24 protein-coding genes are annotated in these 26,897 nt (G+C 60.6%); 13 read left to right on the forward strand and 11 right to left on the reverse strand.

The window, feature by feature from the left end:
- Positions 1 to 83: 83 nt before the first annotated feature.
- From CAG25_RS23800 to CAG25_RS23815, 4 genes are all read left to right on the forward strand, one after another.
- Positions 84 to 566, forward strand: a complete 483-nt coding sequence (locus CAG25_RS23800; protein ID WP_085612677.1) for a MarR family winged helix-turn-helix transcriptional regulator — start codon at positions 84 to 86, stop codon at positions 564 to 566.
- Positions 556 to 2,025, forward strand: coding sequence for an efflux transporter outer membrane subunit (locus CAG25_RS23805; RefSeq protein ID WP_085612676.1), 1,470 nt, complete (start codon positions 556 to 558; stop codon positions 2,023 to 2,025). Before CAG25_RS23800 ends, CAG25_RS23805 begins: the two co-directional genes overlap by 11 nt.
- Positions 2,026 to 2,040: 15 nt before the next feature.
- On the forward strand, positions 2,041 to 3,243 hold the full coding sequence (locus CAG25_RS23810; RefSeq protein WP_039767481.1) for an efflux RND transporter periplasmic adaptor subunit: 1,203 nt from the start codon (positions 2,041 to 2,043) through the stop codon (positions 3,241 to 3,243).
- A gap of 155 nt (positions 3,244 to 3,398) precedes the next feature.
- Positions 3,399 to 4,928, forward strand: coding sequence for a DHA2 family efflux MFS transporter permease subunit (locus CAG25_RS23815; protein ID WP_039767480.1), 1,530 nt, complete (start codon positions 3,399 to 3,401; stop codon positions 4,926 to 4,928).
- 60 nt (positions 4,929 to 4,988) lie between these two features.
- On the opposite strand, the gene lpxH is transcribed toward CAG25_RS23815, so the two are convergent.
- Both lpxH and CAG25_RS23825 read right to left on the reverse strand, forming a co-directional pair.
- Positions 4,989 to 5,741, reverse strand: coding sequence for a UDP-2,3-diacylglucosamine diphosphatase (gene lpxH, locus CAG25_RS23820; protein ID WP_085612675.1), 753 nt, complete (start codon positions 5,739 to 5,741; stop codon positions 4,989 to 4,991).
- Positions 5,738 to 6,244 (reverse strand): peptidylprolyl isomerase, encoded by a 507-nt coding sequence (locus tag CAG25_RS23825; RefSeq protein ID WP_085612674.1) that lies wholly within the window; start codon positions 6,242 to 6,244, stop codon positions 5,738 to 5,740. Before CAG25_RS23825 ends, lpxH begins: the two co-directional genes overlap by 4 nt.
- 269 nt (positions 6,245 to 6,513) lie before the next feature.
- On the opposite strand from CAG25_RS23825, the gene CAG25_RS23830 reads away from it, so the two are divergent.
- From CAG25_RS23830 to CAG25_RS23840, 3 genes are all read left to right on the forward strand, one after another.
- Positions 6,514 to 8,214 (forward strand): glutamine--tRNA ligase/YqeY domain fusion protein, encoded by a 1,701-nt coding sequence (locus CAG25_RS23830; RefSeq protein ID WP_064597770.1) that lies wholly within the window; start codon positions 6,514 to 6,516, stop codon positions 8,212 to 8,214.
- 20 nt (positions 8,215 to 8,234) lie between these two features.
- Positions 8,235 to 9,617 carry a cysteine--tRNA ligase gene (gene cysS / locus CAG25_RS23835; protein WP_085612673.1) on the forward strand — a complete coding sequence of 461 codons (1,383 nt, stop codon included), beginning with the start codon at positions 8,235 to 8,237 and terminating at the stop codon, positions 9,615 to 9,617.
- Positions 9,618 to 9,823: 206 nt separating this feature from the next.
- A complete protein-coding gene (locus tag CAG25_RS23840; RefSeq protein WP_085612672.1) occupies positions 9,824 to 11,035 on the forward strand; it encodes an MFS transporter in 1,212 nt (403 codons plus the stop codon).
- 16 nt (positions 11,036 to 11,051) lie between these two features.
- Here CAG25_RS23840 and CAG25_RS23845 read toward each other — a convergent pair whose 3' ends face one another.
- Positions 11,052 to 12,917: a sigma-54-dependent Fis family transcriptional regulator gene (locus CAG25_RS23845; protein ID WP_085612671.1), complete on the reverse strand. Its 1,866-nt coding sequence runs from the start codon at positions 12,915 to 12,917 to the stop codon at positions 11,052 to 11,054.
- A gap of 270 nt (positions 12,918 to 13,187) precedes the next feature.
- On the opposite strand from CAG25_RS23845, the gene CAG25_RS23850 reads away from it, so the two are divergent.
- From CAG25_RS23850 to CAG25_RS23875, 6 genes are read left to right on the forward strand one after another with little or no spacing between them, the layout of a single operon-like run.
- Entirely contained in the window at positions 13,188 to 14,282 is a 1,095-nt protein-coding gene (locus CAG25_RS23850) for an ABC transporter ATP-binding protein (RefSeq protein WP_064597764.1), read from the forward strand.
- Positions 14,282 to 15,394: an ABC transporter ATP-binding protein gene (locus CAG25_RS23855; protein WP_007951488.1), complete on the forward strand. Its 1,113-nt coding sequence runs from the start codon at positions 14,282 to 14,284 to the stop codon at positions 15,392 to 15,394. The genes CAG25_RS23850 and CAG25_RS23855 overlap by 1 nt, the downstream gene beginning before the upstream one ends.
- Positions 15,391 to 16,257, forward strand: coding sequence for a carbohydrate ABC transporter permease (locus CAG25_RS23860; RefSeq protein ID WP_007951487.1), 867 nt, complete (start codon positions 15,391 to 15,393; stop codon positions 16,255 to 16,257). The genes CAG25_RS23855 and CAG25_RS23860 overlap by 4 nt, the downstream gene beginning before the upstream one ends.
- 9 nt (positions 16,258 to 16,266) lie before the next feature.
- Positions 16,267 to 17,067 carry a carbohydrate ABC transporter permease gene (locus tag CAG25_RS23865; protein ID WP_007951486.1) on the forward strand — a complete coding sequence of 267 codons (801 nt, stop codon included), beginning with the start codon at positions 16,267 to 16,269 and terminating at the stop codon, positions 17,065 to 17,067.
- A 10-nt stretch (positions 17,068 to 17,077) separates the two neighbouring features.
- Positions 17,078 to 17,350, forward strand: a complete 273-nt coding sequence (locus CAG25_RS23870; protein ID WP_039767461.1) for a DUF2160 domain-containing protein — start codon at positions 17,078 to 17,080, stop codon at positions 17,348 to 17,350.
- Between the two features lie 47 nt (positions 17,351 to 17,397).
- Positions 17,398 to 19,140: an ABC transporter substrate-binding protein gene (locus CAG25_RS23875; RefSeq protein ID WP_007951484.1), complete on the forward strand. Its 1,743-nt coding sequence runs from the start codon at positions 17,398 to 17,400 to the stop codon at positions 19,138 to 19,140.
- 55 nt (positions 19,141 to 19,195) lie between these two features.
- Here the strand turns inward: CAG25_RS23875 and CAG25_RS23880 are convergent, their stop codons facing one another.
- The 8 genes from CAG25_RS23880 to nuoM form a co-directional block, all read right to left on the reverse strand.
- A complete protein-coding gene (locus tag CAG25_RS23880; RefSeq protein ID WP_085612670.1) occupies positions 19,196 to 19,573 on the reverse strand; it encodes a type II toxin-antitoxin system VapC family toxin in 378 nt (125 codons plus the stop codon).
- A complete protein-coding gene (locus CAG25_RS28920) occupies positions 19,570 to 20,001 on the reverse strand; it encodes a type II toxin-antitoxin system Phd/YefM family antitoxin (protein ID WP_256575417.1) in 432 nt (143 codons plus the stop codon). The genes CAG25_RS23880 and CAG25_RS28920 overlap by 4 nt, the downstream gene beginning before the upstream one ends.
- Before the next feature lie 158 nt (positions 20,002 to 20,159).
- A complete protein-coding gene (locus CAG25_RS23890; protein WP_085612669.1) occupies positions 20,160 to 21,038 on the reverse strand; it encodes an alpha/beta fold hydrolase in 879 nt (292 codons plus the stop codon).
- Positions 21,035 to 21,940 (reverse strand): trans-aconitate 2-methyltransferase, encoded by a 906-nt coding sequence (locus tag CAG25_RS23895; protein ID WP_256576184.1) that lies wholly within the window; start codon positions 21,938 to 21,940, stop codon positions 21,035 to 21,037. The genes CAG25_RS23890 and CAG25_RS23895 overlap by 4 nt, the downstream gene beginning before the upstream one ends.
- Positions 21,941 to 21,981: 41 nt before the next feature.
- Positions 21,982 to 23,205: a YcaO-like family protein gene (locus CAG25_RS23900; protein ID WP_085612667.1), complete on the reverse strand. Its 1,224-nt coding sequence runs from the start codon at positions 23,203 to 23,205 to the stop codon at positions 21,982 to 21,984.
- A gap of 50 nt (positions 23,206 to 23,255) precedes the next feature.
- Positions 23,256 to 23,384 (reverse strand): hypothetical protein, encoded by a 129-nt coding sequence (locus tag CAG25_RS28925; protein ID WP_256574470.1) that lies wholly within the window; start codon positions 23,382 to 23,384, stop codon positions 23,256 to 23,258.
- Between the two features lie 489 nt (positions 23,385 to 23,873).
- Positions 23,874 to 25,337: an NADH-quinone oxidoreductase subunit NuoN gene (gene nuoN, locus CAG25_RS23905; protein ID WP_064597748.1), complete on the reverse strand. Its 1,464-nt coding sequence runs from the start codon at positions 25,335 to 25,337 to the stop codon at positions 23,874 to 23,876.
- Positions 25,338 to 25,344: 7 nt separating this feature from the next.
- Entirely contained in the window at positions 25,345 to 26,877 is a 1,533-nt protein-coding gene (nuoM, locus tag CAG25_RS23910) for an NADH-quinone oxidoreductase subunit M (RefSeq protein WP_011334963.1), read from the reverse strand.
- Positions 26,878 to 26,897 lie beyond the last annotated feature (20 nt).

The raw sequence follows: 26,897 nt of genomic DNA on the forward strand, positions 1-26,897 counted from the left end.
CCTAACTATTACGTTGACATTCGCTGCCTAGGCAGTAACATCTCGACATACATTCACTGCCTAGGCAGTTATTAGGTGAGCACATGAAGCATTTCACCCCTGACGAATTCCAGCATTGCCATCTCGGCCTGTTGCTCGGCCGCGCCGCTTTACTCAAGGACAAGATCATCGACACCCACATGGAACCCCACGGCATCACCGCCGCGCAGTTCAAGGTGTTGATCATCATGGCCCAGTTCGGCGTCGACACCCCGGCCGAGCTGTGCCGGCACCTGTCGCTGGACAGCGGTTCGATGACCCGCATGCTCGACCGTCTGGAGCAGAAAGGCTTTCTGGTTCGCCAACGCAGCGAAGGCGATCGCCGTCAGGTGCAACTCAAACTCACCGAGCAGGGCCAGCAACTGGCCGATCGCCTGCCGCACATCGGCGCCGATGCCATGAATGAACTGGCCGGCGCCGTGACCCCGGACGAGTTGAAAACCCTGGAATACATCCTCAAGAAAATTTTGCTGGCAGCCGGTGACCCGATCACCCTCCAGCGGTTAGGTGAACACAATGAGCGGTAAAACCTTGCGCAGCAGCCTGACACTGGTGCTGTCGGCGATGATCCTCGCCGGTTGCGCCAACTACAGTGGCCTCGATACCCAGGGCGCGAGCCTCGATGCGAAAACCCTGCAGACCGGGCAATCGCTCAACGGTGTGACCCTGTCCCAGGCCGCGTGGCCGAAGAGCGACTGGTGGACCAGCCTCGGCGATCCGCAGCTCGACGGCCTGATTCGCGAAGCCCTGAAAGACAGCCCGGACATGCAGATCGCCGACGCCCGTGCCCATCAGGCCAGCGCCGCCGCGTATGCCGCCGATGCCGAGCGTTATCCGACCCTCGACGCCAGCGCCGGCATCAGCCGTTCGCGTCTGGCCCGGGATCAGGATCCGCTGGGGCAGGGTGGGGCTTACTCCACCGTGCGCAACATCAGCGCCGGCTTCAATTACAACTTCGACCTGTGGGGCGGTCAGCGTGACGCCTGGGAAGCTGCACTCGGTCAGGCTCGCGCCGCCGAGGTTGACCGTCAGGCCGCGCAACTGACCCTCGCCGCCGACGTGGCTCGGGCCTACAGCGATCTGGGTCAGGCGCACATCGTTTATGACCTGGCCAACGAAGATTTGAAGCGCACCAAACAGATGCTCGACCTGAGCCAGCGTCGTTTGAGCTCGGGGATCGACAGTCAGTACCAGTTCCAGCAGACCCAAAGTCTGGAAGCCAGCTCCGAAGCCAGCCTGATCGACGCCGAAAAACGCCTGAACAGCGCGAAAATCGCCCTGGCCGTGCTGCTCGGCAAAGGCCCGGATCGCGGCAACGAAATCGCTCGACCGAAAGTTCTGCAAGCCAGCGCCGTGGCATTGCCCTCGGTGCTGCCAGCCGAACTGCTGGGCCGTCGCCCGGATCTGGTCGCCGCGCGCTGGCGTGTCGAGGCGGCGAGCAAGGACATCGACTCGGCCAAGACCCGCTTCTACCCCAACCTGAACCTGTCGGCTTCCGCCGGTGCCGAATCCTTGTTGGGGGACGCGGTGTTCGGCTCCGCCAGTCGCTTCTTCAACATTGCCCCGACGATTTCGGTGCCGATCTTCGATGGCGGACGCCTGCGCGCCAACCTTGATGCCCGCGACGCCGATTACGACCTCGCCGTGGCGCAGTACAACAAAAGCCTGGTGAAAGCCCTGGGCGATGTCAGCGACACGATCAACCAGTTGCGTGACATCGGCCGGCAGATCGGCGCCCAGCAGCACGCGACCGAGATTGCCCAGGATTCTTACAACACCGTCGTCCAGCGTTACGGTTCCGGCATCGGCAACTACCTGGACGTGCTCAGCATCGAGCAGCAATTACTGCAGGCCCAGCGTCAGCTGGCCAACCTGAATGCCGAGCAGATCGACCTGTCGATTCAACTGATGCAAGCGCTGGGCGGCGGCTTCCAGGGTGAAACCCTGACCGCAGCCAACGCCACCCCAGCCACGCCGCACAACTAATTCAAGGTACTTGTCATGGCCACTGCCGAAAACACACAAGCTCAAGACAACGCCCAGGACACTGGCAATCCGCGCAAACGCAAGGTGATGCTGCTGGTGCTGGCCGTTGTGGTTGCCCTCGCCGGTGCCGGTGTCTGGGCGTATCACGAATTCATCGGGCGCTGGAGCGAAAGCACCGACGACGCCTACGTCAACGGCAACGTGGTGGAAATCACCCCGCTGGTGACCGGCACCGTGGTCAGCATCGGTGCTGACGATGGCGATCTGGTGCACGAAGGCCAGGTGCTGATCAACTTCGACCCGAACGACGCCGAAGTCGGTCTGCAAAGTGCCAAGGCCAATCTGGCCCGCACCGTGCGTCAGGTTCGCGGCCTGTACAGCAACGTCGACGGCATGAAGGCCCAGGTCAATGCGCAACAGGCCGAAGTGCAGAAAGCCCAGGACAACTTCAACCGGCGGAAAAATCTCGCGGCCGGCGGGGCGATTTCCCAGGAAGAACTGTCCCACGCCCGCGATGACCTGACCTCGGCACAAAACGCCCTGGCCAACGCCAGGCAGCAGTTGAAAACCACCAGCGCGCTGGTCGATGACACCGTGGTCTCCTCGCACCCGGACGTGATGGCTGCCGCCGCGCAACTGCGCCAGGCCTACCTGACCAACGCGCGCAGCACCTTGATCGCGCCGGTCACCGGTTATGTCGCTAAACGCACCGTGCAACTTGGCCAGCGTGTGCAGCCGGGCACTGCGCTGATGGCGGTGATTCCATTGGATCAGCTGTGGATCGACGCCAACTTCAAGGAAACCCAGCTGCGTGACATGCGCATCGGCCAACCGGTGGAAATCGAGTCGGACATCTACGGCAGCGACGTCAAGTTCAGCGGCACCATCGACAGCCTCGGCGCGGGCACCGGCAGCGCGTTCGCCCTGTTGCCGGCGCAGAACGCCACCGGTAACTGGATCAAGATCGTGCAACGTGTGCCGGTACGGATTCATGTCAACGCCGAAGAGCTGGCCAAACACCCGCTGCGCGTCGGCCTGTCGACCAATGTCGAGGTCAACCTGCACGACCAGAGCGGCCCGGTACTGGCCCAGCAGCCGCCGCAAAAGGCCTCGTTCAGCACCAACGTCTACGACCGCCAACTGGCCGAAGCCGACGCGATGATCACCCAGTTGATCCACGACAACAGCGCCGCGGTCAGCAAGACTGCGCAACGCTGATCCCATCCTGTGGGAGCGAGCCTGCTCGCGATGGCGATTTTTCAATTCAACAGTTTTGTTGGCTGAACCGCCGTCTTCGCGAGCAGGCTCGCTCCCACAAAGGGCGACTGCGTCTGTAACAGACACGGCGCCAACCCGGCTTCATAGGATTCACGATGAGCAATAACGCCTCTTTTACGCCGCCCAGCCTGTTGCTCAGCACCATCGGCCTGTCGCTGGCGACCTTTATGCAGGTGCTCGACACCACCATTGCCAACGTGGCGTTGCCGACCATTTCCGGCAACCTCGGCGTGAGTTCGGAGCAGGGCACCTGGGTCATCACCTCGTTCGCCGTGAGCAACGCCATTGCGCTGCCGCTCACCGGCTGGCTGAGCCGTCGCTTCGGCGAGGTAAAGCTGTTTCTGTGGGCGACCATCCTGTTTGTGCTGGCTTCGTTCCTCTGCGGTATTTCCACGTCGATGCCGGAACTGATCGGTTTCCGCGTGCTGCAAGGCCTGGTGGCCGGGCCGTTGTACCCGATGACCCAGACACTGCTGATTGCGGTGTATCCGCCGGCGAGGCGGGGCATGGCCCTGGCGTTGCTGGCGATGGTCACGGTGGTGGCGCCGATTGCCGGGCCGATCCTCGGCGGCTGGATCACCGACAGTTACAGCTGGCCGTGGATTTTCTTCATCAACGTGCCGATCGGGATCTTCGCGGTGATGGTGGTGCGCCAGCAGCTGGCCAAGCGCCCGGTGGTCACCAGCCATCAGCCGATGGATTACGTCGGGCTGATCACGCTGATCATCGGCGTGGGCGCGTTGCAGGTGATCCTCGACAAAGGCAATGACCTGGACTGGTTCGAGTCGAACTTCATCATCATCGGCGCGGCGATTTCGGTGATCGCGCTGGCGGTGTTCGTCATCTGGGAAATGACCGACCAGCATCCGGTGGTCAACCTGCGGCTGTTTGCCTATCGCAACTTCCGCATCGGCACGCTGGTGCTGGTATTGGGTTACGCCGGATTCTTCGGCATCAACCTGATCCTGCCGCAGTGGTTGCAGACCCAGATGGGCTACACCGCGACCTGGGCCGGTCTGGCGGTGGCGCCGATCGGCATTCTGCCGGTGCTGCTTTCACCGTTTGTCGGCAAGTACGCGCACAAGTTCGACCTGCGCCTGCTGGCCGGGCTGGCGTTCCTGGCGATCGGCCTGAGCTGCTTCATGCGCGCCGAGTTCACCAACGAAGTGGACTTTCAGCACATCGCCCTGGTGCAGTTGTTCATGGGGATTGGCGTGGCGCTGTTCTTCATGCCGACCCTGAGCATTCTGATGTCGGACCTGCCGCCGAGCCAGATTGCCGATGGCGCGGGTCTGGCGACGTTTCTGCGGACACTGGGCGGCAGCTTTGCGGCGTCGTTGACTACGTGGATCTGGATTCGCCGGGCGGATCAGCATCATGCCTATATGAGCGAGAGCATCAGCACCTTCGAGCCAGCGACTCGCGAGACCTTGCATTCGCTGGGTGGCGCGAGCCAATCGGCCTATGCGCAGATGGATCAGATCCTCACCAGTCAGGCGTACATGCTCTCCACCGTGGATTACTTCACGTTGCTGGGCTGGGGGTTCATGGGGTTGATTCTGATTGTGTGGCTGGCCAAGCCGCCATTCGCTGCCAAGGCAGGCCCGGCCGCCAGCGGTCACTGATCCGAAGTACGGTCAAATGTGGGAGCAAGCCCGCTCCCACATTTGTTTTTGGGTTTGGCTTTAGATTGCGGGGGCGGGCAGTGCTGGCGGCGGCGCGAAGTCGAAAGGCCCCAGCGCAAACCCGTTCTCATCCACCTGCAACGCCCAACCCTGACGATCCCAATCCCCCAGCACAATCCGCTTCGCCGCCTGATCACCGATCTGCAACTTGTGGATCGCCGGGCGATGCGTGTGCCCGTGAACCAGGGTTTTCACCCCGTATTCCTGCATGATCCGCGGAATTTCCTCCGGCGTGACATCGACGATGTCATTGGCCTTCATCCGCGTCTGCGCCCGGCTTTCGCTGCGCAGCTTGCGCGCGAGCTTGTGCCGGGTGCGCAAGGGCAGGTTGCGCAGGATGAACAGGCTCAGCGGATTGCGCAGGTAGCGGCGCAGCTTCATATAGGCTTCGTCGCGGGTGCACAGGCTGTCGCCGTGCATCAGCAGCACCGGTTCGCCGTAAAACCGCACGACACTCGGATCCTTCAACAGCGTGCAGCCGGCCTCTTTGCAAAAGGCCTTGCCGAGCATGAAGTCGCGATTGCCGTGCATCAGAAAGATGGCCGTGCCGCTGTCGCTGAGTTCGCGCAGGGCCTGGCAGATGGAACGCTGGAAGGGGGTCATGGCGTCGTCGCCAATCCACGCCTCGAAGAAGTCGCCCAGAATGTACAACGCACTCGCCGAGCGGGCGCGTCCGGCGAGCAAATCCAGAAACGCCCGGGTAATGTCCGGGCGCTCCTCTTCCAGATGCAAGTCTGAAATCAGCAATATCACGCTTCGATGATCTCGGCTTTCTCGATGATCACGTCGTCTGCGGGTACGTCCTGGTGGCCTGCCTTGGACGTGGTGGAAACGCCTTCGATCTTGTCGACAACGTCGGTGCCCGAAACCACTTTACCGAACACGGCATAACCCCAGCCCTGAGCGGTCTTGGCGGTGTGGTTCAGGAAGCTGTTGTCGGAGGCGTTGATGAAGAACTGTGCCGAAGCCGAATGCGGATCCATGGTGCGGGCCATGGCGATGGTGTACTTGTCGTTCTTCAGACCGTTGTCGGCTTCGTTCTGGATGCTCGGGCTCTTGTCTTTCTTTTCTTTCATGCCTGGCTCGAAACCGCCGCCCTGGATCATGAAGCCTTTGATGACGCGGTGGAACACGACGTTCTCGTAGTGACCCTTTTTAACGTACTCGATGAAGTTGGCGGTGGTGACCGGCGCCTTTTCAGCGTCCAGTTGCAGGACGATGTCACCGAAGTTGGTGGTCAATTTAACTTGAGTCATGATCGTTACTCTTTATAAGTTGAAGCGCGTTTTATAAGGAATTCGTGGGTATTGGGACATTTGGGCCCCGTACCGGTTCAGCCCGTGGGGGCCAAGGTGCGCAGTTTAGCGTGACAGGCGCGAATTTCGAGGCTGTTTTTCAAAACCCGGCGATTAAATGCATTCCTTTTAAGCCCTGCTCTGTCAGGGGCTTGACAGCATCGGCTATGATAGCGGCTTTGTTTTGTCAGGCCCGTGTCCCGGCCGCGCACTGTACGTTCAAGGATCCTATGAGCAAGCCCACTGTCGACCCTACCTCGAATTCCAAGACCGGCCCCGTTACGCCGGTCAATTTCCTGCGCCCGATCATCCAGGCGGACCTGGACTCGGGTAAGCACACGCAGATCGTCACCCGTTTCCCGCCTGAGCCCAACGGCTACCTGCACATCGGCCACGCCAAGTCGATCTGTGTGAACTTCGGCCTGGCCCAGGAGTTCGGCGGCGTCACTCACCTGCGTTTCGACGACACCAACCCGGCCAAGGAAGACCAGGAATACATCGACGCGATCGAAAGCGACGTCAAATGGCTGGGCTTCGAATGGTCCGGCGAAGTGCGCTACGCCTCGCAATACTTCGACCAGTTGCACGACTGGGCCGTCGAGCTGATCAAGGCCGGCAAGGCCTACGTCGACGACCTGACGCCCGAGCAAGCCAGGGAATACCGCGGCAGCCTGACCGAGCCGGGCAAGAACAGCCCGTTCCGCGACCGTTCGGTGGAAGAGAACCTGGACTGGTTCGCCCGCATGCGCGCCGGTGAGTTCCCGGACGGTGCCCGCGTACTGCGTGCCAAGATCGACATGGCCTCGCCGAACATGAACCTGCGCGACCCGATCATGTACCGCATCCGCCACGCCCATCACCACCAGACCGGTGACAAGTGGTGCATCTACCCGAACTACGACTTCACCCACGGTCAGTCGGACGCCATCGAAGGCATCACCCACTCGATCTGCACCCTGGAGTTCGAAAGCCATCGTCCGCTGTACGAGTGGTTCCTCGACGCACTGCCAGTGCCGGCGCACCCGCGTCAGTACGAGTTCAGCCGTCTGAACCTCAACTACACCATCACCAGCAAGCGCAAGCTCAAGCAACTGGTTGACGAGAAACACGTCAACGGCTGGGACGATCCGCGCATGTCGACGCTGTCGGGCTTCCGCCGCCGTGGCTACACCCCGGCGTCGATCCGCAACTTCTGCGAGATGATCGGCACCAACCGTTCCGACGGCGTGGTCGACTTCGGCATGCTCGAGTTCAGCATCCGTCAGGACCTGGACGCGAACGCCCCACGCGCCATGTGCGTGCTGCGTCCGTTGAAAGTCGTGATCACCAACTACCCGGAAGGCCAGGTCGACAACCTCGAACTGCCGCGTCATCCGCAGAAAGAAGAACTCGGCGTGCGCCAGCTGCCGTTCGCCCGTGAAATCTACATCGACCGCGATGACTTCATGGAAGAACCGCCAAAAGGCTACAAGCGTCTGGAGCCGAACGGCGAAGTGCGTCTGCGCGGCAGCTACGTGATCCGCGCCGACGAAGCGATCAAGGACGCCGACGGCAACATCGTCGAGCTGCGTTGCTCGTACGATCCGGACACCCTGGGCAAGAACCCTGAAGGCCGCAAGGTCAAAGGCGTGATTCACTGGGTGCCGGCCGCTGCCAGCATCGAGTGCGAAGTGCGTCTGTACGATCGCCTGTTCCGTTCTCCGAACCCGGAGAAGGCTGAAGACAGCGCGAGTTTCCTGGACAACATCAACCCTGACTCACTGCAAGTGCTGACCGGTTGTCGTGCTGAACCCTCGCTGGGCAACGCACAGCCGGAAGACCGTTTCCAGTTCGAGCGCGAAGGCTACTTCGTCGCGGATATCAAGGACTCGAAACCAGGTCAGCCGGTATTCAACCGTACCGTGACCCTGCGTGATTCGTGGGGCCAGTGATCAAGTCTTAAGGAAACACCGTGCTTACGATCTACAACACGCTCACCAAGAGCAAAGAAGTCTTCAAGCCGCTGGATGGCAACAAGGTGCGCATGTACGTCTGCGGGATGACCGTGTACGACTACTGCCACCTGGGCCACGGCCGCAGCATGGTCGCGTTCGACCTGGTGACCCGCTGGTTGCGGTTCAGCGGTTATGACCTGACCTACGTGCGCAACATCACCGACATCGACGACAAGATCATCAACCGGGCCAACGAGAACGGTGAATCGTTCGAAGCGTTGACCGAGCGCATGATCGCCGCGATGCACGAAGACGAAGCGCGCCTGAACATCCAGAAGCCGGACATGGAGCCGCGCGCCACGGATCACATCCCTGGCATGCACGCGATGATCCAGACCCTGATCGACAAGGGTTACGCCTACGCCCCGGGCAATGGCGACGTGTACTACCGCGTCGGCAAGTTCATGGGCTACGGCAAGCTCTCGCGCAAGAAGATCGAAGACCTGCGCATCGGTGCGCGGATCGAGGTCGACGAAGCCAAGGAAGATCCGCTGGACTTCGTGCTGTGGAAAGGCGTCAAGCCGGGCGAGCCGAGCTGGGAATCGCCGTGGGGCGCCGGGCGTCCGGGCTGGCACATCGAGTGCTCGGTGATGTCCACCTGCTGCCTGGGTGAGACGTTCGACATTCATGGCGGCGGCAGTGACCTCGAGTTCCCGCACCACGAAAACGAAATCGCCCAGAGCGAAGCGGCCACCGGCAAGACCTACGCCAACGCGTGGATGCATTGCGGCATGATCCGTATCAATGGCGAGAAGATGTCCAAGTCCTTGAACAACTTCTTCACCATTCGCGACGTGCTCGACAAGTACCACCCGGAAGTCGTGCGTTACCTGCTGGTGTCGAGCCACTACCGCAGCGCGATCAACTACTCGGAAGACAACCTCAAGGACGCCAAGGGCGCACTGGAGCGTTTCTACCACGCGTTGAAAGGCCTGCCGAACGTGGCGCCGGCTGGCGGTGAAGCGTTCGTCGAGCGTTTCACCACGGTGATGAACGACGACTTCGGCACGCCGGAAGCCTGCGCGGTGCTGTTCGAGATGGTGCGTGAGATCAACCGTCTGCGCGAGAGCGATCTCGAGGCTGCGGCCGGTCTGGCGGCACGCCTGAAAGAACTGGCCAGCGTGCTGGGTGTGTTGCAGCTCGAAGCCGATGACTTCCTGCAGGCCGGCGCCGAAGGGCGTGTCGATGCCGCTGAAGTCGAGGCGCTGATCGCTGCCCGTCTGGCGGCACGGGCCGGCAAGGACTGGGCCGAATCCGACCGCATCCGCGACCAGCTCACCGCCATGGGCGTGGTGCTGGAGGACGGCAAGGGCGGCACGACTTGGCGTCTGGCTGACTGATTGCTGCGCCTGTTACAAACAAAACCCGCCTTGTGCGGGTTTTGTTTTTCTGTCCCTACTGATCGTTCTCACGCAGACAGTTGATCGTTCCCACGCTCCGCGAGGGAACGATCCAGACAATGTGTGATTGCTTTTGGTATTCGCATAGGTCTTGATAGCGCACGCGGCAGGATGCTCATCAGCGGCGAATCCGGAAGGGAGGAATCATGGCTAATCACTATCGCGAGTTGGTATCGACACCCGGCGCGACCGGGCTGATCCTCGCGAGCTCTATTGCCCGACTGCCCCAGGCAATGATCGGCATCGGCATCATCACCATGCTGGTGCAGCAGACCGGCGTTTACTGGCTGGCCGGTGCAGTCGCCGGTACGTTTACCCTGGCCAATGCGCTGCTCGGCCCGCGCATCTCGAAACAGGTTGATCGGCGTGGCCAGAGTCGCGTGCTGCCCGTCGTCACGGCGTTCAGCATCGTCATGTTGCTGGCGCTGATTGTTGCGGTGCACCTGAGGGCGCCGGCCGCGCTGTTTTTTGTGCTGGCGGCACTGGCGGGGACGATGCCGAGCATGCCGTCCATGATCCGCGCACGCTGGACGCAATTGTTTCGTGGCAAGCCACAACTGCACACCGCGTTCTCGCTGGACACGGTCCTCACCGAACTCGCTTACATCATCGGCCCGCCACTGGCGATCGGTTTGAGCGTAAGTTTCTTCGCGGAAGCCGGGCCGCTGGTGGCGGTGGGGTTGCTGGCCGTCGGCGTGACGGCGTTTCTCATGCAGCGTCAGACCGAACCGAAAGTCGTGGCGGGCAACCGGAAAAACAGTGGTTCGACCCTGCTGATTCCCGGCGTTCGCACCATTGTCCTGGCACTGCTGGCGATGGGCGCCATTGGCGGATCGATCGATGTCGCCGTTGTGGCCTTCGCCAATGCCCAGGGCTGGCCAGCGTCCGCCACCTTCATCCTCGCCGCCTATGCGTTCGGCTCGCTGGTGGCGGGCCTGACCTTCGGCGCGTTGCGGGTTTCGCTGGCGATTGAAAAGCAGTTCTTTATCGGGATCCTGGTCACGGCAGTCACCGGCGTATTGCCGATTTTCTCACCGGACGTTTATGTCCTTACCGCGATGCTGTTTATCGCCGGCATCTCGTTCGCGCCGACCATGGTTGTGGTCATGAAGCTGGGAACAATCATCATCCCTGCAGCGAGGATGACCGAAGGCCTGACGTGGATGACCACCGGGATCAGCATCGGCGTGGCGCTCGGCGGCATGCTGGCGGGGCTGGTGATTGATGCTTTTGGTGCACGGGCAGGGTTCGCGGTCGCGATTGCTGCAGGTCTGATGATGATGGTCGTGGTGCTGATGGGCCTGCGGACGTTGGCGTCCGCATCGGCTGCGCCTGTTGAACCAGCAATTTCGGCCTGACCTGCTATGGGGGCGCTCAGCTTTCAAGCTGCCGCAATCGCTTGTACAGCGTATTGCGGCTCACCCCCAATCGCCGCGCCAGGTGGGAAATATTGCCCCCGGCCAGCTGCAACTCCCGGTTCAACGCCTCGGCATCGTTCAGGTCGATGCTCAACGGCTCGGCCACTTCGACGGGCTCCATCTCCAGGTCGACGAAAAAATCGTCCGGCAAATGCTCGGGTCGAATCGGTTGTTCCTCGGCCATCGCCAGCGCCACCTGCATCACGCTGCTGACCTGGCGCAGATTGCCCGGCCACGGGTGCCGCTCGAACAGTTCCAGCACCTCGCGACTCAATCCCGCCCACTGCGATGGCTCGCGATGTTGTTCCCACAGGCGTTTGAACAGCGCCTGCTTGTCGCTGCGCTCGCGAAGCGGAGGTAGTTCCAAGGTCAGGCCGCCGATGCGGTAGTACAAATCCTCGCGAAAGCGCCCCAGTTGCACCTGTTCCCGGAGCGAACGGTTGGTGGCGGAAATGATCCGCAGATCCACCGGGAACAGCTCGCTGCTGCCCACCGGTTGCACGCAGCGCTCCTGCAACACCCGCAACAGCCGGGCCTGGGTTGGCAGTGGCATATCGCCAATTTCATCGAGGAAAAGCGTCCCCTTGTCGGCCTTGCGGATCAGGCCGATGCTGCCTTTCTGGTTGGCACCGGTGAACGCGCCTTTCTCGTAGCCGAACAGCTCTGACTCCACCAGTTCGGCGGGGATCGCCGCGCAGTTGACGGCGATGAACGCCTGTTTGCTGCGGGAGCTGGCTTGGTGCAGGGCTTTGACGAAGACTTCCTTGCCCACCCCGGTTTCGCCGTGAATCAGCAGCGGGATGTCCTTTTCCAGCAGACGTTCAGCCTGGCGCACGGCTTTTTCCACGCGGCTGTCGCCGAAGTGCAATGTGCTCAGGCTGATGGCCGTGGGTGCGGCGACTTTCGGTTCGGCGGTTCTGGTTTCAGCGGTTCTTGTTTCAGTGAAGACTCGCGCCTGAACCGGCGCCTGTTTAGGTCGCTTCAACAAACACTGGAAACGATTGCGCCCGGAAGTCTGCAAGGCAAACGGCAAACCGTCCGGCTGATTGATCAACTCCAGCAACGACACCTTGAACAGGCTTTCAACGCTGACCCGCGACAAGCGCACACCCAGCAGATTGTCGGCCCGACGGTTGGCCGACAGCACCTGACCGCTCTCATCAAAGATCAGCAGCCCGGCCCACTGGCTGTCGAGGTTGTTCAACCCGGTGTTGAAGGTCAGTTGAAAGTGCTGACCATGGAACAGGTTGAGGATCAGCCGGTTCTCCACGGTCTGGCTCATCATCTTGACCATGCCGAGGGTATGCGAGGGCGGCAGATAGCTGTCACTGGACACATCAAGTACGGCGATGACCTTGCGCTCGGCATCGAAAATCGGCGCGGCGGAACCGGTCATGAAGCGGTTGGCCTTGAGAAAGTGTTCATCGTGTTCGATGTGTACCGCCTGCTCGCAGGCCAGCGCCGTGCCGATGGCGTTGGTGCCGCTGGCGCGTTCGATCCAACTCGCTCCCGGTTGAAAACCCCGCGCCAGACTCGGCTCGATAAAGCGTTGCGTGCCCCACGAGGTCAGCACCTGGCCCTGATTGTCGGCGAGCATGATCAGGCAGTTGGAATTGCTGAGGATGTTTTCGTAGTAGGGCAAGACTTCCTGGTGGGTGGTCTGCACCAGCGCGTGATGGCTGTCGAGCAGATGCGCGATGCCGGCGGCGGGCAACTGATCAAAGGCCGGGGCGCTTTGGTGATCCAGACCGAACGCGCGGCAACGTTGCCAGGAACTCTGGACGAGGGCGTCGTGGGAAAGCGGCGGAGCAGGTGCGGCCATGATTGGCAGTCTCTGAAGGGTGCTTTGTTGTTTTTGTTATGGCTCATTCGATGAGCAAAAAGCATCCATAGAGTGTTGTTCACTATTGTTCATTGTCAATCGCCAAACTGTTCAATTGTTCAGTCGCGACTGTTCACTTGTGTTCAGCTACGAACCACGGTTTGCGTGGCTTTCAGCGAATCTGGCGGTAAATCAACAGCTTGCCGTTTCTGGCACGAATGTCGCTCTACAGGACAGGTCGCTTGACTCCAATAATAAAAAGGCCGAGCCATGTCACTCACCCTGGAGCACGTCTGCCGTACCGTCGAGGGCCAGACCTGGATCGACGATGCGAGCCTGAAATTCGAACCTGGATCTTTCAACGTTTTGCTCGGACGCACGCTGTCCGGCAAGACCAGTCTGATGCGCCTGATGGCCGGTCTGGACAAGCCCGACAGCGGCCGCATCCTGATGAACGGCGTCGACGTCACCCAGCGCCCGGTGCGTTTGCGCAACGTGTCGATGGTCTATCAGCAGTTCATCAATTACCCGACCATGACGGTGTTCGAGAACATCGCCTCGCCGCTGCGCCAGGCCGGGATCTCCAATGAGCAGATTCAGAGCAAGGTGCAGGAAACCGCGAAGATGCTGCGCATCGAGAAGTTTCTCAAGCGCTATCCGCTGGAACTGTCCGGCGGCCAGCAACAGCGCACCGCGATGGCCCGGGCGCTGGTCAAGGATGCCGAGCTGATCCTGTTCGACGAGCCGCTGGTCAACCTCGACTACAAGCTGCGCGAAGAACTGCGCCAGGAAATGCGCGAGCTGTTCAAGGCGCGCCACACCATCGCGATTTACGCGACCACCGAGCCCAATGAAGCGCTGGCGCTGGGCGGCACCACCACCATTCTTCATGAAGGCCGGGTGATCCAGAGCGGCCCGTCGACCGAGGTCTATCACCAGCCGCAAACGGTGCTGGCGGCTGAATTGTTCTCCGAGCCGCCGATCAACCTGATGCCGGGGCGCATCGCCGGTAACGAAGTGAGTTTCGCCAACTTCGTGCACTTCCCGTTGAACGTCGACCTGCGGCCGGTGGGCGAGGGCGAGTTTCGTTTTGGCGTGCGCCCGAGCCACATCTCGCTGGTGCCGAGCAACGATGACGACCTGGAACTGGCGGTGACCGTCGAGGTGGCGGAAATCAGCGGTTCGGAAACCTTCCTCCACGTGCGCAACGAGCATTTCCTGCTGGTGCTGCATTTGCCGGGGGTTCACGAATACGACGTCGATGCGCCGATCCGCATCTATATCCCGACCCATAAACTGTTTGTGTTCGATGCGCAGGGCCGTCTGGTGCAGGCACCGGGCCGGCGCGTCGCGAGGGTTGCCTGATGGCCGAAATCCGTTTGCAGCACCTCGCCCACAGCTACAGTAAAACCCCGAGCGGGCCCGAGGACTATGCGATCCGCGAGATGGACCACATCTGGGAGCAGGGCGGCGCCTATGCCTTGCTCGGCCCTTCGGGTTGCGGCAAATCGACGTTGCTCAACATCATTTCCGGCCTGCTCAGTCCGTCCCAGGGCCATGTGCTGTTCGATGGCAAAGCGGTCAACGACCTGACGCCGGAGAAGCGCAACATCGCCCAGGTGTTCCAGTTCCCGGTGGTGTACGACACCATGACCGTGTTCGACAACCTGGCCTTTCCCCTGCGCAATCAGGGCCTGGCCGAGGCGAAAGTGCACAGCAAGGTGCAGGAAATCGCCGAAGTCCTCGATCTGCAAAACCTGTTGAGCAAAAAGGCGCGCAACCTCACCGCCGACGAAAAACAGAAAGTCTCCATGGGCCGTGGCCTGGTGCGCGATGACGTCTCGGCGATTCTGTTCGACGAGCCGCTGACGGTGATCGACCCGCACCTGAAATGGAAACTGCGGCGCAAGCTCAAGCAGATCCACGAGCAGTTCAACATCACCATGGTCTACGTCACCCACGATCAGCTGGAGGCCTCGACCTTCGCCGACAAGATCGCGGTGATGTACGGCGGCCAGATCGTCCAGTTTGGCACGCCACGGGAATTGTTCGAGCGGCCGAGCCACACCTTTGTCGGCTACTTCATCGGCAGCCCGGGGATGAACCTGATCGAAGTGCAACCGCAACCGGGCGGGGTCGGTTTCAACTCGACCCATCTGCCGCTGTCCGACGGCTTGCAGCGCCATATCGAACACGGCCAGTGGAAAAATCTGAAGGTCGGCATCCGTCCCGAGTTCATCCATGTGTGGGACGAGCCGTTTGATGACGCGATGCAGGCGCGGGTCGTACACGTCGAAGACCTCGGCACCTACAAGATCATGACCCTGGATCTGGACGGCGCACCGCTGAAAGTGCGTCTGGCCGAGGACAAACCGGTGCCCCAGGGCACGGCGTACATCAGTTTTCCGGCGCAGTGGCTGATGGTCTATGCCGACGAGTTTCTGCTGGATGCCACCGACAGCGAGGTACAGCCATGAACAAGGTGCAGAACAACAAGGCCTGGTGGCTGGTGTTGCCGGTGTTCCTGCTGGTGGCGTTCAGTGCCGTGATCCCGATGATGACCGTGGTCAACTATTCGGTGCAGGACATCTTCGATCAGTCCAGCCGCTACTTCGTCGGCGCCGACTGGTACAAGCAGGTGCTGCTTGATCCGCGTCTGCACGACTCGTTGCTGCGCCAGTTCATCTACTCGGCGTGTGTGCTGCTGATCGAAATCCCGCTCGGCATCGCCATTGCCCTGACCATGCCGACCAAGGGTCGCTGGTCGTCGGTGGTGCTGATCGTGCTGGCGATCCCGTTGCTGATTCCATGGAACGTGGTCGGCACCATCTGGCAGATTTTCGGCCGCGCCGACATCGGCCTGCTCGGGTCGAGCCTCAACGCCATGGGCATCAGCTACAACTACGCGGCCAACACCATGGACGCCTGGGTCACCGTGCTGGTGATGGACGTCTGGCACTGGACTTCGCTGGTGGCGCTGCTGTGTTTCTCCGGCCTGCGGGCGATTCCCGATGTGTATTACCAGGCTGCGCGCATCGACCGGGCCTCGGCCTGGGCCGTGTTCCGGCACATTCAGTTGCCCAAGTTGAAAAGCGTGCTGCTGATCGCGGTGATGCTGCGCTTCATGGACAGCTTCATGATCTACACCGAACCGTTCGTGCTCACCGGTGGCGGGCCGGGTAACTCGACGACCTTCCTGAGTCAGACCTTGACCCAGATGGCCGTAGGCCAATTCGACCTGGGGCCGGCGGCGGCATTCTCGCTGGTGTACTTCCTGATCATCCTGCTGGTGTCCTGGCTGTTCTACACCGCCATGACCCACAACGATGCCAACCGCTGAGGCCCGGCCATGAGCAAAAGAAAGCTGATCCCACTGCTGCTCTACATCCTGTTCCTGCTGGTGCCGATCTACTGGCTGCTGAACATGTCTTTCAAGAGCAACACCGAAATCCTCGGCGGACTGACTCTTTTCCCACAGGATTTCACGCTGGCGAACTACAAGGTGATCTTCACCGACCCGAGCTGGTATACCGGCTATATCAACTCGCTGTACTACGTCAGTCTGAACACGATCATCTCTTTGACCGTGGCACTGCCGGCGGCCTACGCGTTTTCACGCTACCGCTTTCTCGGCGACAAGCACCTCTTCTTCTGGCTGCTGACCAACCGCATGGCGCCACCGGCGGTGTTCCTGCTGCCGTTCTTCCAGCTGTATTCGTCGATCGGCCTGTTCGACACCCACATCGCCGTGGCGCTGGCGCACTGCCTGTTCAACGTGCCGCTGGCGGTGTGGATCCTCGAAGGTTTCATGTCCGGGGTGCCAAAGGAAATCGACGAAACCGCCTACATCGACGGCTACAGTTTTCCCAAGTTCTTCGTGAAGATCTTCATTCCGCTGATCGGCTCCGGCATCGGTGTGACGGCGTTTTTCTGCTTCATGTTTTCCTGGGTCGAACTGCTGCTGGCGCGCACGCTGACTTCGGTGAACGCCAAACCGATCGCGGCGGTGATGACGCGCACGGTGTCGGCATCCGGGATTGACTGGGGCGTACTGGCGGCAGCGGGGGTGTTGACTATTCTCCCCGGCATGCTGGTGATCTGGTTCGTTCGCAACCACGTGGCCAAGGGCTTTGCCCTGGGCCGGGTCTGAGGAACTGATGATGGAATGGATGAGCTGGACCGTCCCGACGGCGGCGTTTTTCATCGTGATTGGTTTGATCCTGGTGGGCATGACCACCTGGGAACTGCGCTCGCCGAGCATTTTGCGGCGAGGGTTTCTGCCGATTGCCACCACCCGTGGCGATCGCTTGTTCATCGGTCTTCTCGGCAGCGCCTACCTGCATCTGCTGGTAATCGGCGTGACCGACTGGAGCATCTGGGTAGCGTCCGCGTTGTCCCTGGTGTGGCTGTTGGCTGTGATGCGTTGGGGCTAGTCGAATCGCTCGGCAATCGTGCTCCGAAAACCTAACAGGAGGTCTCTATGTTCGATAAGAAAAATAAGCTGCGACATAGCATTTCATTGGCAGCCATGCTGGCACTCAGCGGTTTGAGCGCGTCCGCCTGGGCCGACGCCTACGAAGATGCCGCAAAAAAATGGATCGGCAGCGAATTCAAGCCGTCGACCCTGACGGCCGAGCAGCAACTGGAAGAACTGAAGTGGTTCATCAAGGCGGCCGAGCCGTTCCGCGGGATGGACATCAAGGTTGTCTCGGAAACCCTGACCACTCACGAATATGAATCCAAGGTGCTGGCCAAGGCCTTCAGCGAAATCACCGGCATCAAGCTGACCCACGACCTGCTGCAGGAAGGCGACGTGGTGGAAAAAATGCAGACGGTGATGCAGTCGGACAAGAACATCTACGACGGCTGGGTCAACGACTCGGACCTGATCGGTACGCACTTTCGCTACGGCAAGACCGAATCGATCACCGACCTGATGGCCAACGAAGGCAAGAACTTCACTTCTCCGACCCTCGACATCAAGGACTTCATCGGCATCTCCTTCACCACCGCGCCGGACGGCAAGATCTATCAATTGCCCGACCAGCAGTTCGCCAACTTGTACTGGTTCCGCGCCGACTGGTTCGAACGCGCCGACCTGAAAGCCAAGTTCAAGGAAAAGTACGGCTATGAACTGGGCGTGCCGGTGAACTGGTCGGCCTATGAAGACATCGCCAAGTTCTTCAGCGAAGACGTCAAGGAAATCGACGGCAAACGCATCTACGGGCATATGGACTACGGCAAGAAAGACCCGTCGCTGGGCTGGCGCTTCACCGATGCCTGGTTCTCCATGGCCGGTGGCGGCGACAAGGGCATTCCCAACGGTTTGCCGGTGGACGAGTGGGGGATTCGCGTCGAGGATTGCCACCCGGTCGGTTCCAGCGTGACCCGCGGCGGCGACACCAACGGACCGGCGGCGGTGTTCGCCACCACCAAATACGTCGACTGGCTGAAGAAGTACGCGCCACCGGAAGCGGCGGGCATGACCTTCTCCGAATCCGGCCCGGTGCCGTCCCAGGGCAACATCGCCCAGCAGATCTTCTGGTACACGGCCTTCACCGCCGACATGACCAAACCGGGCCTGCCGGTGGTCAATGCCGACGGCACTCCGAAATGGCGCATGGCGCCGTCGCCGCGCGGACCGTACTGGGAAGAGGGGATGAAGCTCGGTTATCAGGACGTGGGCTCGTGGACCTTCATGAAGTCCACGCCTGAGAAACAGAAACTCGCGGCCTGGCTGTACGCGCAGTTCGTGACCTCGAAAACCGTGTCGCTGAAGAAAACCATCGTCGGCCTGACGCCGATTCGCGAGTCGGATATCAACTCGCAAGCGATGACCGATCTGGCACCGAAACTCGGTGGTCTGGTCGAGTTCTACCGCAGCCCGGCCCGTGTGCAATGGACGCCGACCGGCACCAACGTGCCGGATTATCCACGCCTGGCGCAACTGTGGTGGAGCCACATCGCCGAGGCCGCCAGCGGTGAGAAGACCCCGCAACAGGCCCTCGACGGTCTGGCCAAGGATCAGGACGCGATCATGACCCGTCTGGAACGCTCCAAGGCCCAAGCGGTGTGCGCACCGAAAATGAACCCCGAGCGCGACGCGCAATACTGGTTCGACCAGCCGGGCGCACCCAAACCGAAGCTGGCCAACGAGAAGCCGAAAGGCGAAACCGTGAGCTACAACGAACTGCTCAAGTCGTGGGAGGCGGCACGCAAGTAAGGGTTTTTGAGGAATGGGACGGCACCTTCGGGTGCCGTTTTTCTTTGTGCGGGATTCAGACCAGAACAGCCAGATCTGTGTACTGAGCCACCAGGGGATCGGCGGTTAGCAGCTTCATCGGCTCAATCATGGCGGTTGCAACAATAAGCCGATCGAATGGATCGCGATGGCGGTGTTCAAGCTCCTTTACGGCAATGGCGTGTTCTGAGGTCACTGGGAGTTCGATAAAACCGCTGTCGAGGCTGTATTGCCTTATCTCTTCGAGATCAACATTCAACTTGCCGAGCCCGACCTTGATCGCCATCTCCCAGTAGGTCGCAGCGCTGATGTAGATTTCGGTGGCGTTCTCAATCAGTTTTCTGGCTTTTGCGGAGAGTCTGGAATCGTCTGAAAGCGTCCAGAGCAGAATGTGGGTGTCGAGCAATACCCTCATGACCGGCCACCCTCAAACGCGTCGAGCATGTCATCCGGTAGTGGCGCGTCGAAGTTTTCGGGGAGCACGAGTTTGCCCTTCATCGCACCTATGCGCGGACCGTGAGCGTTGGTGACAGGAACCAGACGAGCGAGTGCACGCCCATGTTTGGCAATTGTGATGATTTGCCCCGAGGCGGCCTCATCGACGAGTCTGGATAGATTGTTTTTGGCTTCGGCCAACGGAACGATGATCATCATGTCCTCCTCATATTCTGGACAAATATAGCCAGAATCAAGGGGGCCGGCAAAGTCCCGGATTTGTTCTGTGCAGGTGAGGGGCAAACCTGCACGCCGCGCTATATAGGGAAATTGCATGACTTTGCTCCGTCGCTCGACCACCGATGAATCGAAGCTGCTCACCAGCTCAAAAAAGATTTCACGTTTCATTGTCCGTTCTGGCCTCAGCCGCTTGGTAAACCGTGACCCAAGATAACGTCTTGTTTCCTGGCGTGGCTGTAGGACGAGACGGGCATTCTGGAGAGAGCTTTCTGTGTTCCCGGCGGGACGGGCCAGTAACGGAAAAAAATCCTACGGCCATATAACGCTCACCTTTCGATTTCACGTTTCACCGCCCGACGCACCGCTTTGAGGATGGCGTTTTCAAAGGCGTTGTGCCCGGCATGCAGCAGTCGGCAGTGGATGTTCATGCGTTGCCTGAGCCAGCGCACGCTGGCCATGCCATGGGTGTCGTGGATGCCCTGGATCAGCAGGGTGTTGTCGTCGAGGGTCAGGTATTCGTCCTTTGGTGTGAAGAAATAGTTGTGCAGGTGGTAATGCAGTTCGAGGCGGATCGCGAGCACCGCTTCCTGATCGACGAAGCGCTCCAGTGTGGCGCGGCAAATCGTCTGCCCTGTGCGACGTAGAACAGCGTTCAACCATTCGATGGCGGCGCGGTGTTGCTGCGATGGACAGCCTTCGCCGAGGATCCGGTAGATGTTCCTGGCGCGTTGGCCGGGCGATGATTCTGGCGATTGCGTCAGCCCGTCATTGAGCGCCTGATCGTAAGCCCGGACATTGTCGGCAAACGGCACGAATACCGAAACCAGCGTGGTTTTCAGCAGGTGCTGCGGGTAACGCTGCTGGTACTGAATCGCCAGCCAGCTACCCCATGACACGCCCAGCACGCTGATTTTTTCGAAGCCGAAATGCTGGCGCAGGGCATCGATGTCTTCGACACACGGCGCGGTGCTGTTGTCCCGCAGCTCGCCGTAAGGCGTCGAGCGCCCGCAACCCCGTTGGTCAAACAGGATGATGTCGAACCGGCCCGGGTCGAAGAACTGCAGATGGTGACGACTGATACGTCCGCCGGGGCCGCCATGGAGGAAAAACACCGGTTCGTGTCCCGGAACACCATGCCGTTCCCAATAGAGTTGATGGCCGTCGCCGGTCGGGTAATAACCTCGGCTGTGCAGGGAGAAGGTCATGACGCCTGAACCGTCAGACGATAGAACTGGAACAGCTCGACCTGCCCAGGCCGTGCCGCGACGCTGGATTCAAGTTTCAGGTGGTGGGTGGAGGCAAGCCAGGTGACCGGGATCAGCACCGGGGTGTGACCGAAAACGAGGATCGTGCCGCCGGGCTTGACGCAGCGGATCAGCGACTCGAATGCGGTTTGGGCCGCTCGGCGGGTCAAGACTTCGGCGTTGAGGAAACGCAGGATCAAGACATCGCAGCGAATCCCGGTATCGAAGGCTTCACTCGCCTCCAGCACATCGAACTCGACGGAGGTTGCGCTGTGCCATCGCCTGGCATGTTCGATCATCGAGGCCGAACGGTCACTGCCCAGGCAAAGACAGTCGGGCAGGGCACGGGCGAGATGGGCGATGAACGCGCCCGTTGAACAAGCCGGGTCGTAAACCAGTGCGCCTTTTTCTGTGATGGCCTGGAGCAGCCTGGCGCAGTATTCGCGCAGGTGGTGTTCGTCGGTGTTCAGCTGTTCGGCCAGTGATTCGTTGCCTTGCCAGAACTCTGCCGGGCAGACCGCTTCCCGGCCCGCCTCATCCAGCAGCGGGAAGGGAAACAGGATCTCGCTGTCAGCCTGATGCAAGGCGTGCTCGAAGAACTGCGCTTTGTCGGCGGGGGAGACCGTCCGATAGCCGATTGACAGCCCGTCATCCCCCCACAATGAATGCAGATGCGGGCCAAACAACATGTCGGGTTTGAGCGAGCTGCTGGCCTGCCATCGAAAATGCCGGTCACGTTGCAGGAGCTTGCGGCCGACCCAGAGCTCATCGTTCACCCGCAGGAAAAAAATGTGATGCAGTCCGCTGCCTCGCGGTTCGAGGAAGTGGCCAACAGCGCCGTTCTCGTTGAGGTAAAGGCGCATGGATCGGGCCAGTGTCAGCTCCCGGTTGCGATCGGGTCGGCTCATGGGACGGGCCTCTCCAGCGTACGGCCCCGGGCTTGCGGGAGGACGACGTTACCGCTGCAGACCACGAAGAAGCGTTCCAGTCCGGGGATCACCACATTGAGCAGGGTCGTGCCGAGCTCGGTTCGCTGCAGGACCGCTGCACCCAGCGTACGGCCATGAATCCGCAGGTCTTGAATCAGCAGGTGCAGTTGATTTTGCACCGACAGGTCTTTGGCGGAATCCGGCAGTCTCTCCTCGTGTTGAACGCAGTGATGCAGCAGCGTCTGCGGATCGAACTGCGCACAGCGCAGCAGGCGCGGGAACGGTTGCAGGTTGCGCAGCGCATTGGCCAGCGTCTGGCGGTATTCGGGTTCGGCGGCGCTGAGTTCCAATTGCACCAGTTCAGTGAGCGCCCGCCACGCCGCGTGGCGCGGGTCCAGGGAGCTGCCACTGCCGAAGACCTGTGGATGAGGCCCCGGCTTCGTGGTGAAGGCTAAAAAGGTCCGAGTCGTGAACTCGGTGCTGATATCCACCAGCACGATTTCGCCGTCGATTTCCTGTTCGGCGTCGGCCCACAGACGACCGAGTTCGTCGCTTTCAGTGAGACGCGCCACCCGTCGCAGTGGTGGATGGTTCTGATAATAAAAATGATCGAGCAGAAACAACGACACGGCGTCGCGCTCGATGCACTCGTTGGCGGCGTGCAGCATCGCTTCGTTGTAAGTGGCGCCAATCGCGGTGCCGCTGTTGCTGGCGTAACGCCGCACGGCGCGGTAGTCCGCCATGCCCGGTGACGAGGGTAAACGTGAGCCGTTCGGCGAAGTCAGCGCCACCGGATAGGAAAACCGGTCATGCCACGGCGGACAGACATAGGTCCGGCAGGTGATGTGCACGTTTTGCTGGCAAGTGAGCCTGTGCAGAAGCGAGTCATCGGCAAACATTGGTGTGTCTTTAAAATAGCGTTCCGTTTCGTGGTGAACATCGTAGGTACAGAGCTCATCCGTCCAGTAATGCTCGAGCGCTTCATAGAGCGCGCCCAGGTGCGCCTGATCCGCATAACCCTTGCCGGAGCCACGGGCATGACGGTTGTCGCCGCCATGAAGACTCGCCTGAACGGCAACCACTTTGCTGCCGAGGGTGCGGGTGTGCGGTGTGAGGCCCAGGCGTGAAAGTTCGGTGTGAATACGCCGTTCTGCCTGATCGGCCGTGAGCTCACGCTCGGCCAACGTTGTCTTGTCCATGATTTCCTTCCTGGAAAGCCCGCGAGGGCGCAAGGCCCCCGCGGGTTCTGTCACTCGGCGTTGAGTTCCGCCTGTTCTTCCTCGGTCAGTTGCAGCGCTTCGATCTGCTCTGGAGAGGGCGCTTCCTGCTCTTCCAGTTCATCGATAGGGTTTGCGTTCCAGCTGCCCATGTAGCCCATGATGTTGCTCCTTGGTTGTTGTTTGGGAGTGCTGTTGAAAGCACGAGCCGAATCTAAAAGGGCGGTGAGGGCGGGGTCAAAAATGTCCAGACGTTTCCAGCCGCGAGTTTCAGCGGTGTCGAAATACGTACTGATAAAACGTGAATTGACGTGCCGGAATCACCAGGCGGGGCGCTTCTGAGAGCATCGAACGGCGTGATAACGGTCGAGTCAGGCGAAAGGAATCTGCGTTCTGAGACGTTCTGTTTCCTGCCGTTGTCAGATGTTTCATCGCGGGGATGACGCAAATTCGTACTGAAGGATTTACGTGGACTTATGGAACAGTTATGCGGTGAGTTTTCCTATGAGGTTTGGCAAAGTACCGCACAATCGGCGCAAGCTTTCTGGCGTTCAAGCAGGACTGGCAGGGGGAACTCGGAATGCTCGCCCAGAAGCAAAAACGGCACCCGAAGGTGCCGTTTCTGTTTGTAGCCAACGATCGCTAAACGATCAGCCCGCCAGGCCCGATTGCTGAACCAGGGTCAGCAACGGTTGTGGGTACAGGCCGAGGAAGAACGCCAGGACGGCAATCGCCAGCAGCATCACGCCGCCTGCTTTCTGTTCCCAGTGCAGTTGGGCGTCGTGGCGGCGCAGGTTCGGTTCGATCAGGTACAGGGTGACCATCACGCGCAGGTAGTAGAACACGCCGATGGCGCTGCCCAGGACCAGGGAACCGACCAACCACCATTGGTGCGATTCGACACCGGTGGCGATGATGTAGAACTTGCCGATGAAGCCTGCGGTCAGCGGGATACCGGCCAGGGACAGCATCATCACGGTCAGTACGGCGGTCAGGTACGGACGGCGCCAGAACAGGCCGCGGTACTCGTACAGCGCGTCTGCGTCACGGCCGTTGTACGGGGAGGACATCAGGGTGATCACGCCGAAGGCGCCGAGGCTGGTGATCACGTAGGTGACCAGATACACGCCGATGGCTTCCACCGCCAGACCCTTGCTCGCCACCAGTGCGATCAGCAGGTAGCCGAAGTGCGCGATGGACGAGTAACCGAGCAGACGCTTGAGGTTGCTCTGGGTCAGGGCCAGCAGGTTACCGAACAGGATCGAAGCGATGGCGATGATAGTCAGCACGTTGCTCAGAACGCCACTGCTTGCGGCAGGGGAGATCTGGAACAAACGAACCATTACCGCGAACACGGCCACTTTCGACGCGGTGGCGAGGAACGCGGCTACCGGTGCCGGAGCACCTTCGTACACGTCCGGCGTCCACAGGTGGAACGGTACCAGTGACAGCTTGAACGCCAGACCGATCAGCATCATGCCCAGGCCCAGTTGCGCCAGCGAGCTTGGCAGACCGGTCGCGGCCAGGGCTTGACCGATACCGACGAAACTCAGCGAACCCGAGTCGGCGTACAGCAGCGCCATACCGAACAGCAGGAACGCGGAACCGGCGGCCGACAGCACCATGTACTTGATGCCGGCTTCCAGCGAACGCTTGTTGAAGAAGGCGTAGGCCACCAGACCGTAGACCGGCACCGACAGCAGTTCCAGACCGATGAACAACCCGGCCAGGTGCTGCGCGCTGACCAGAACCAGGCCACCGGCGGCGGCCATCAGGATCAGCAGGTACAGTTCTTCACGGTTGCCCGGGTAACCCGAACCGCCATCGCCGAGGTAGGCGTGAGCGAGGGTGACGCAAGCGAGGGTGGCGACCAGGATCAGCGCCATGTACAGGCAGGCAAAGGTGTCGATCTGCAGCAATGGAGTCACGGCCAGAGGCGCGACTTTCAGGGCCGGCAGGATCGACAGCAAGGCCAGGTTCAGACCCGCCACCGAAATCAGGAAGGTCTGCGAGTGGTTGCGGCGCCAGGCGATTGCCAGCATCACCACGATAATGGTGAGGCTGGTGATCAACAGTGGCGCTAGCGCAATAAAGTGTTGAATCGTGAATTCCATAGCGCTCTTACCGGGCCGAAGCGAGTTGAGTGAAGGCGGTGCCGAGCCACTGCTGCACGCCATGCATCGTGGCGGCGGAAGTGTCGAGGAACGGTTGCGGGTAGACGCCGAGGTAAATCAGCAGTACCGCAAGGCCCAGCACCATGATCAGTTCGCGACCGTCCATGCCGTGCAGGATCGAATCCGATTTGGACGGACCGAAGTAAGCGCGGTGGATCATGATCAGCGAGTAGACCGAACCGAACACCAGACCGGAGGTGGCAATCGCGGTGATCCATGGCGCACTGGCGAACGTACCGATCAGGATCAGGAACTCGCCGACGAAGTTACCGGTGCCTGGCAGACCCAGCGAAGCGGCTGCGAAGAACAGGCTGATCGCCGGCAGGTAAGCGATACGCGACCACAGACCGCCCATCTCACGCATGTCACGCGTGTGCAGACGCTCGTACAGCTGACCGCTGAGGATAAACAGTGCAGCTGCCGACAGACCGTGCGCCAGCATCTGGATCACGGCACCTTGCAGTGCCAGTTGGCTGCCGGAGTAGATGCCGATCAGTACGAAGCCCATGTGGGAAACGGACGAGAAGGCGATCAGACGCTTGATGTCGGTTTGCGCGAACGCCAGGAACGCACCGTAGAAGATCCCGATCAGACCGAGGGTCATGGCGATCGGCGCGAATTCGGCCGAGGCGTTCGGGAACAGCGGCAGGGCGAAACGCAGCAGACCGTAGGCCGCGGTTTTCAGCAAGATACCGGCGAGGTCGACGGAACCTGCAGTCGGCGCCTGGGCGTGAGCATCAGGCAGCCAGGAGTGGAACGGAACCACTGGCAGCTTGACCGCGAAGGCGATGAAGAAGCCGAGCATCAGAATGTACTCGGTGGTCATCGACATCTTGGTCTTCAACAGGTCGGCGTAGTTGAAGGTGATCACGCCGGTGCTGTTGTAATTGACCAGGACCAGACCGAGGATCGCCACCAGCATGATCAGGCCGGAAGCCTGAGTGAAGATGAAGAACTTGGTTGCCGCGTAGATCCGGGTTTTCTTGCCGTCCGAAGAACTGTGACCCCAGAGCGCGATGAGGAAGTACATCGGCACCAGCATCATTTCCCAGAAGAAGAAGAACATGAACAGGTCGAGGGCGAGGAACACGCCGACAACGCCGCCCAGGATCCACATCAGGTTCAGGTGGAAGAAGCCAACGTGACGCTGGATCTCTTTCCACGAGCAGAGTACCGACAGGATACCCAGCAGACCGGTCAGCAGGATCATCAGCAGCGACAGGCCGTCGAGGGCCAGGTGCACGTTGATGCCGAAGCGCTGGATCCAGACGTGCTTGAACTCAAGCGCCCAGGTCGGATCGGCGCCAGGCGCCGGAGCAAATGAATAGTCACCGTGGGCCCACAGCCAGAGGCCGAGGGCGAGTTCCAGGGTCATGGTCAACAGCGCAATCCAGCGGGGGAGGGTGGCGCCGAAGCGCTCACCCAGCCAGCACAGCAGGCCGCCGATGAAGGGGATCAGGATTAGCCAAGGCAGAATCATGACGGGCTCGTTTCCTTTCG

The organism is Pseudomonas sp. B16(2017) (assembly GCF_002113205.1).
Lineage (GTDB): Bacteria > Pseudomonadota > Gammaproteobacteria > Pseudomonadales > Pseudomonadaceae > Aquipseudomonas > Aquipseudomonas pharyngis.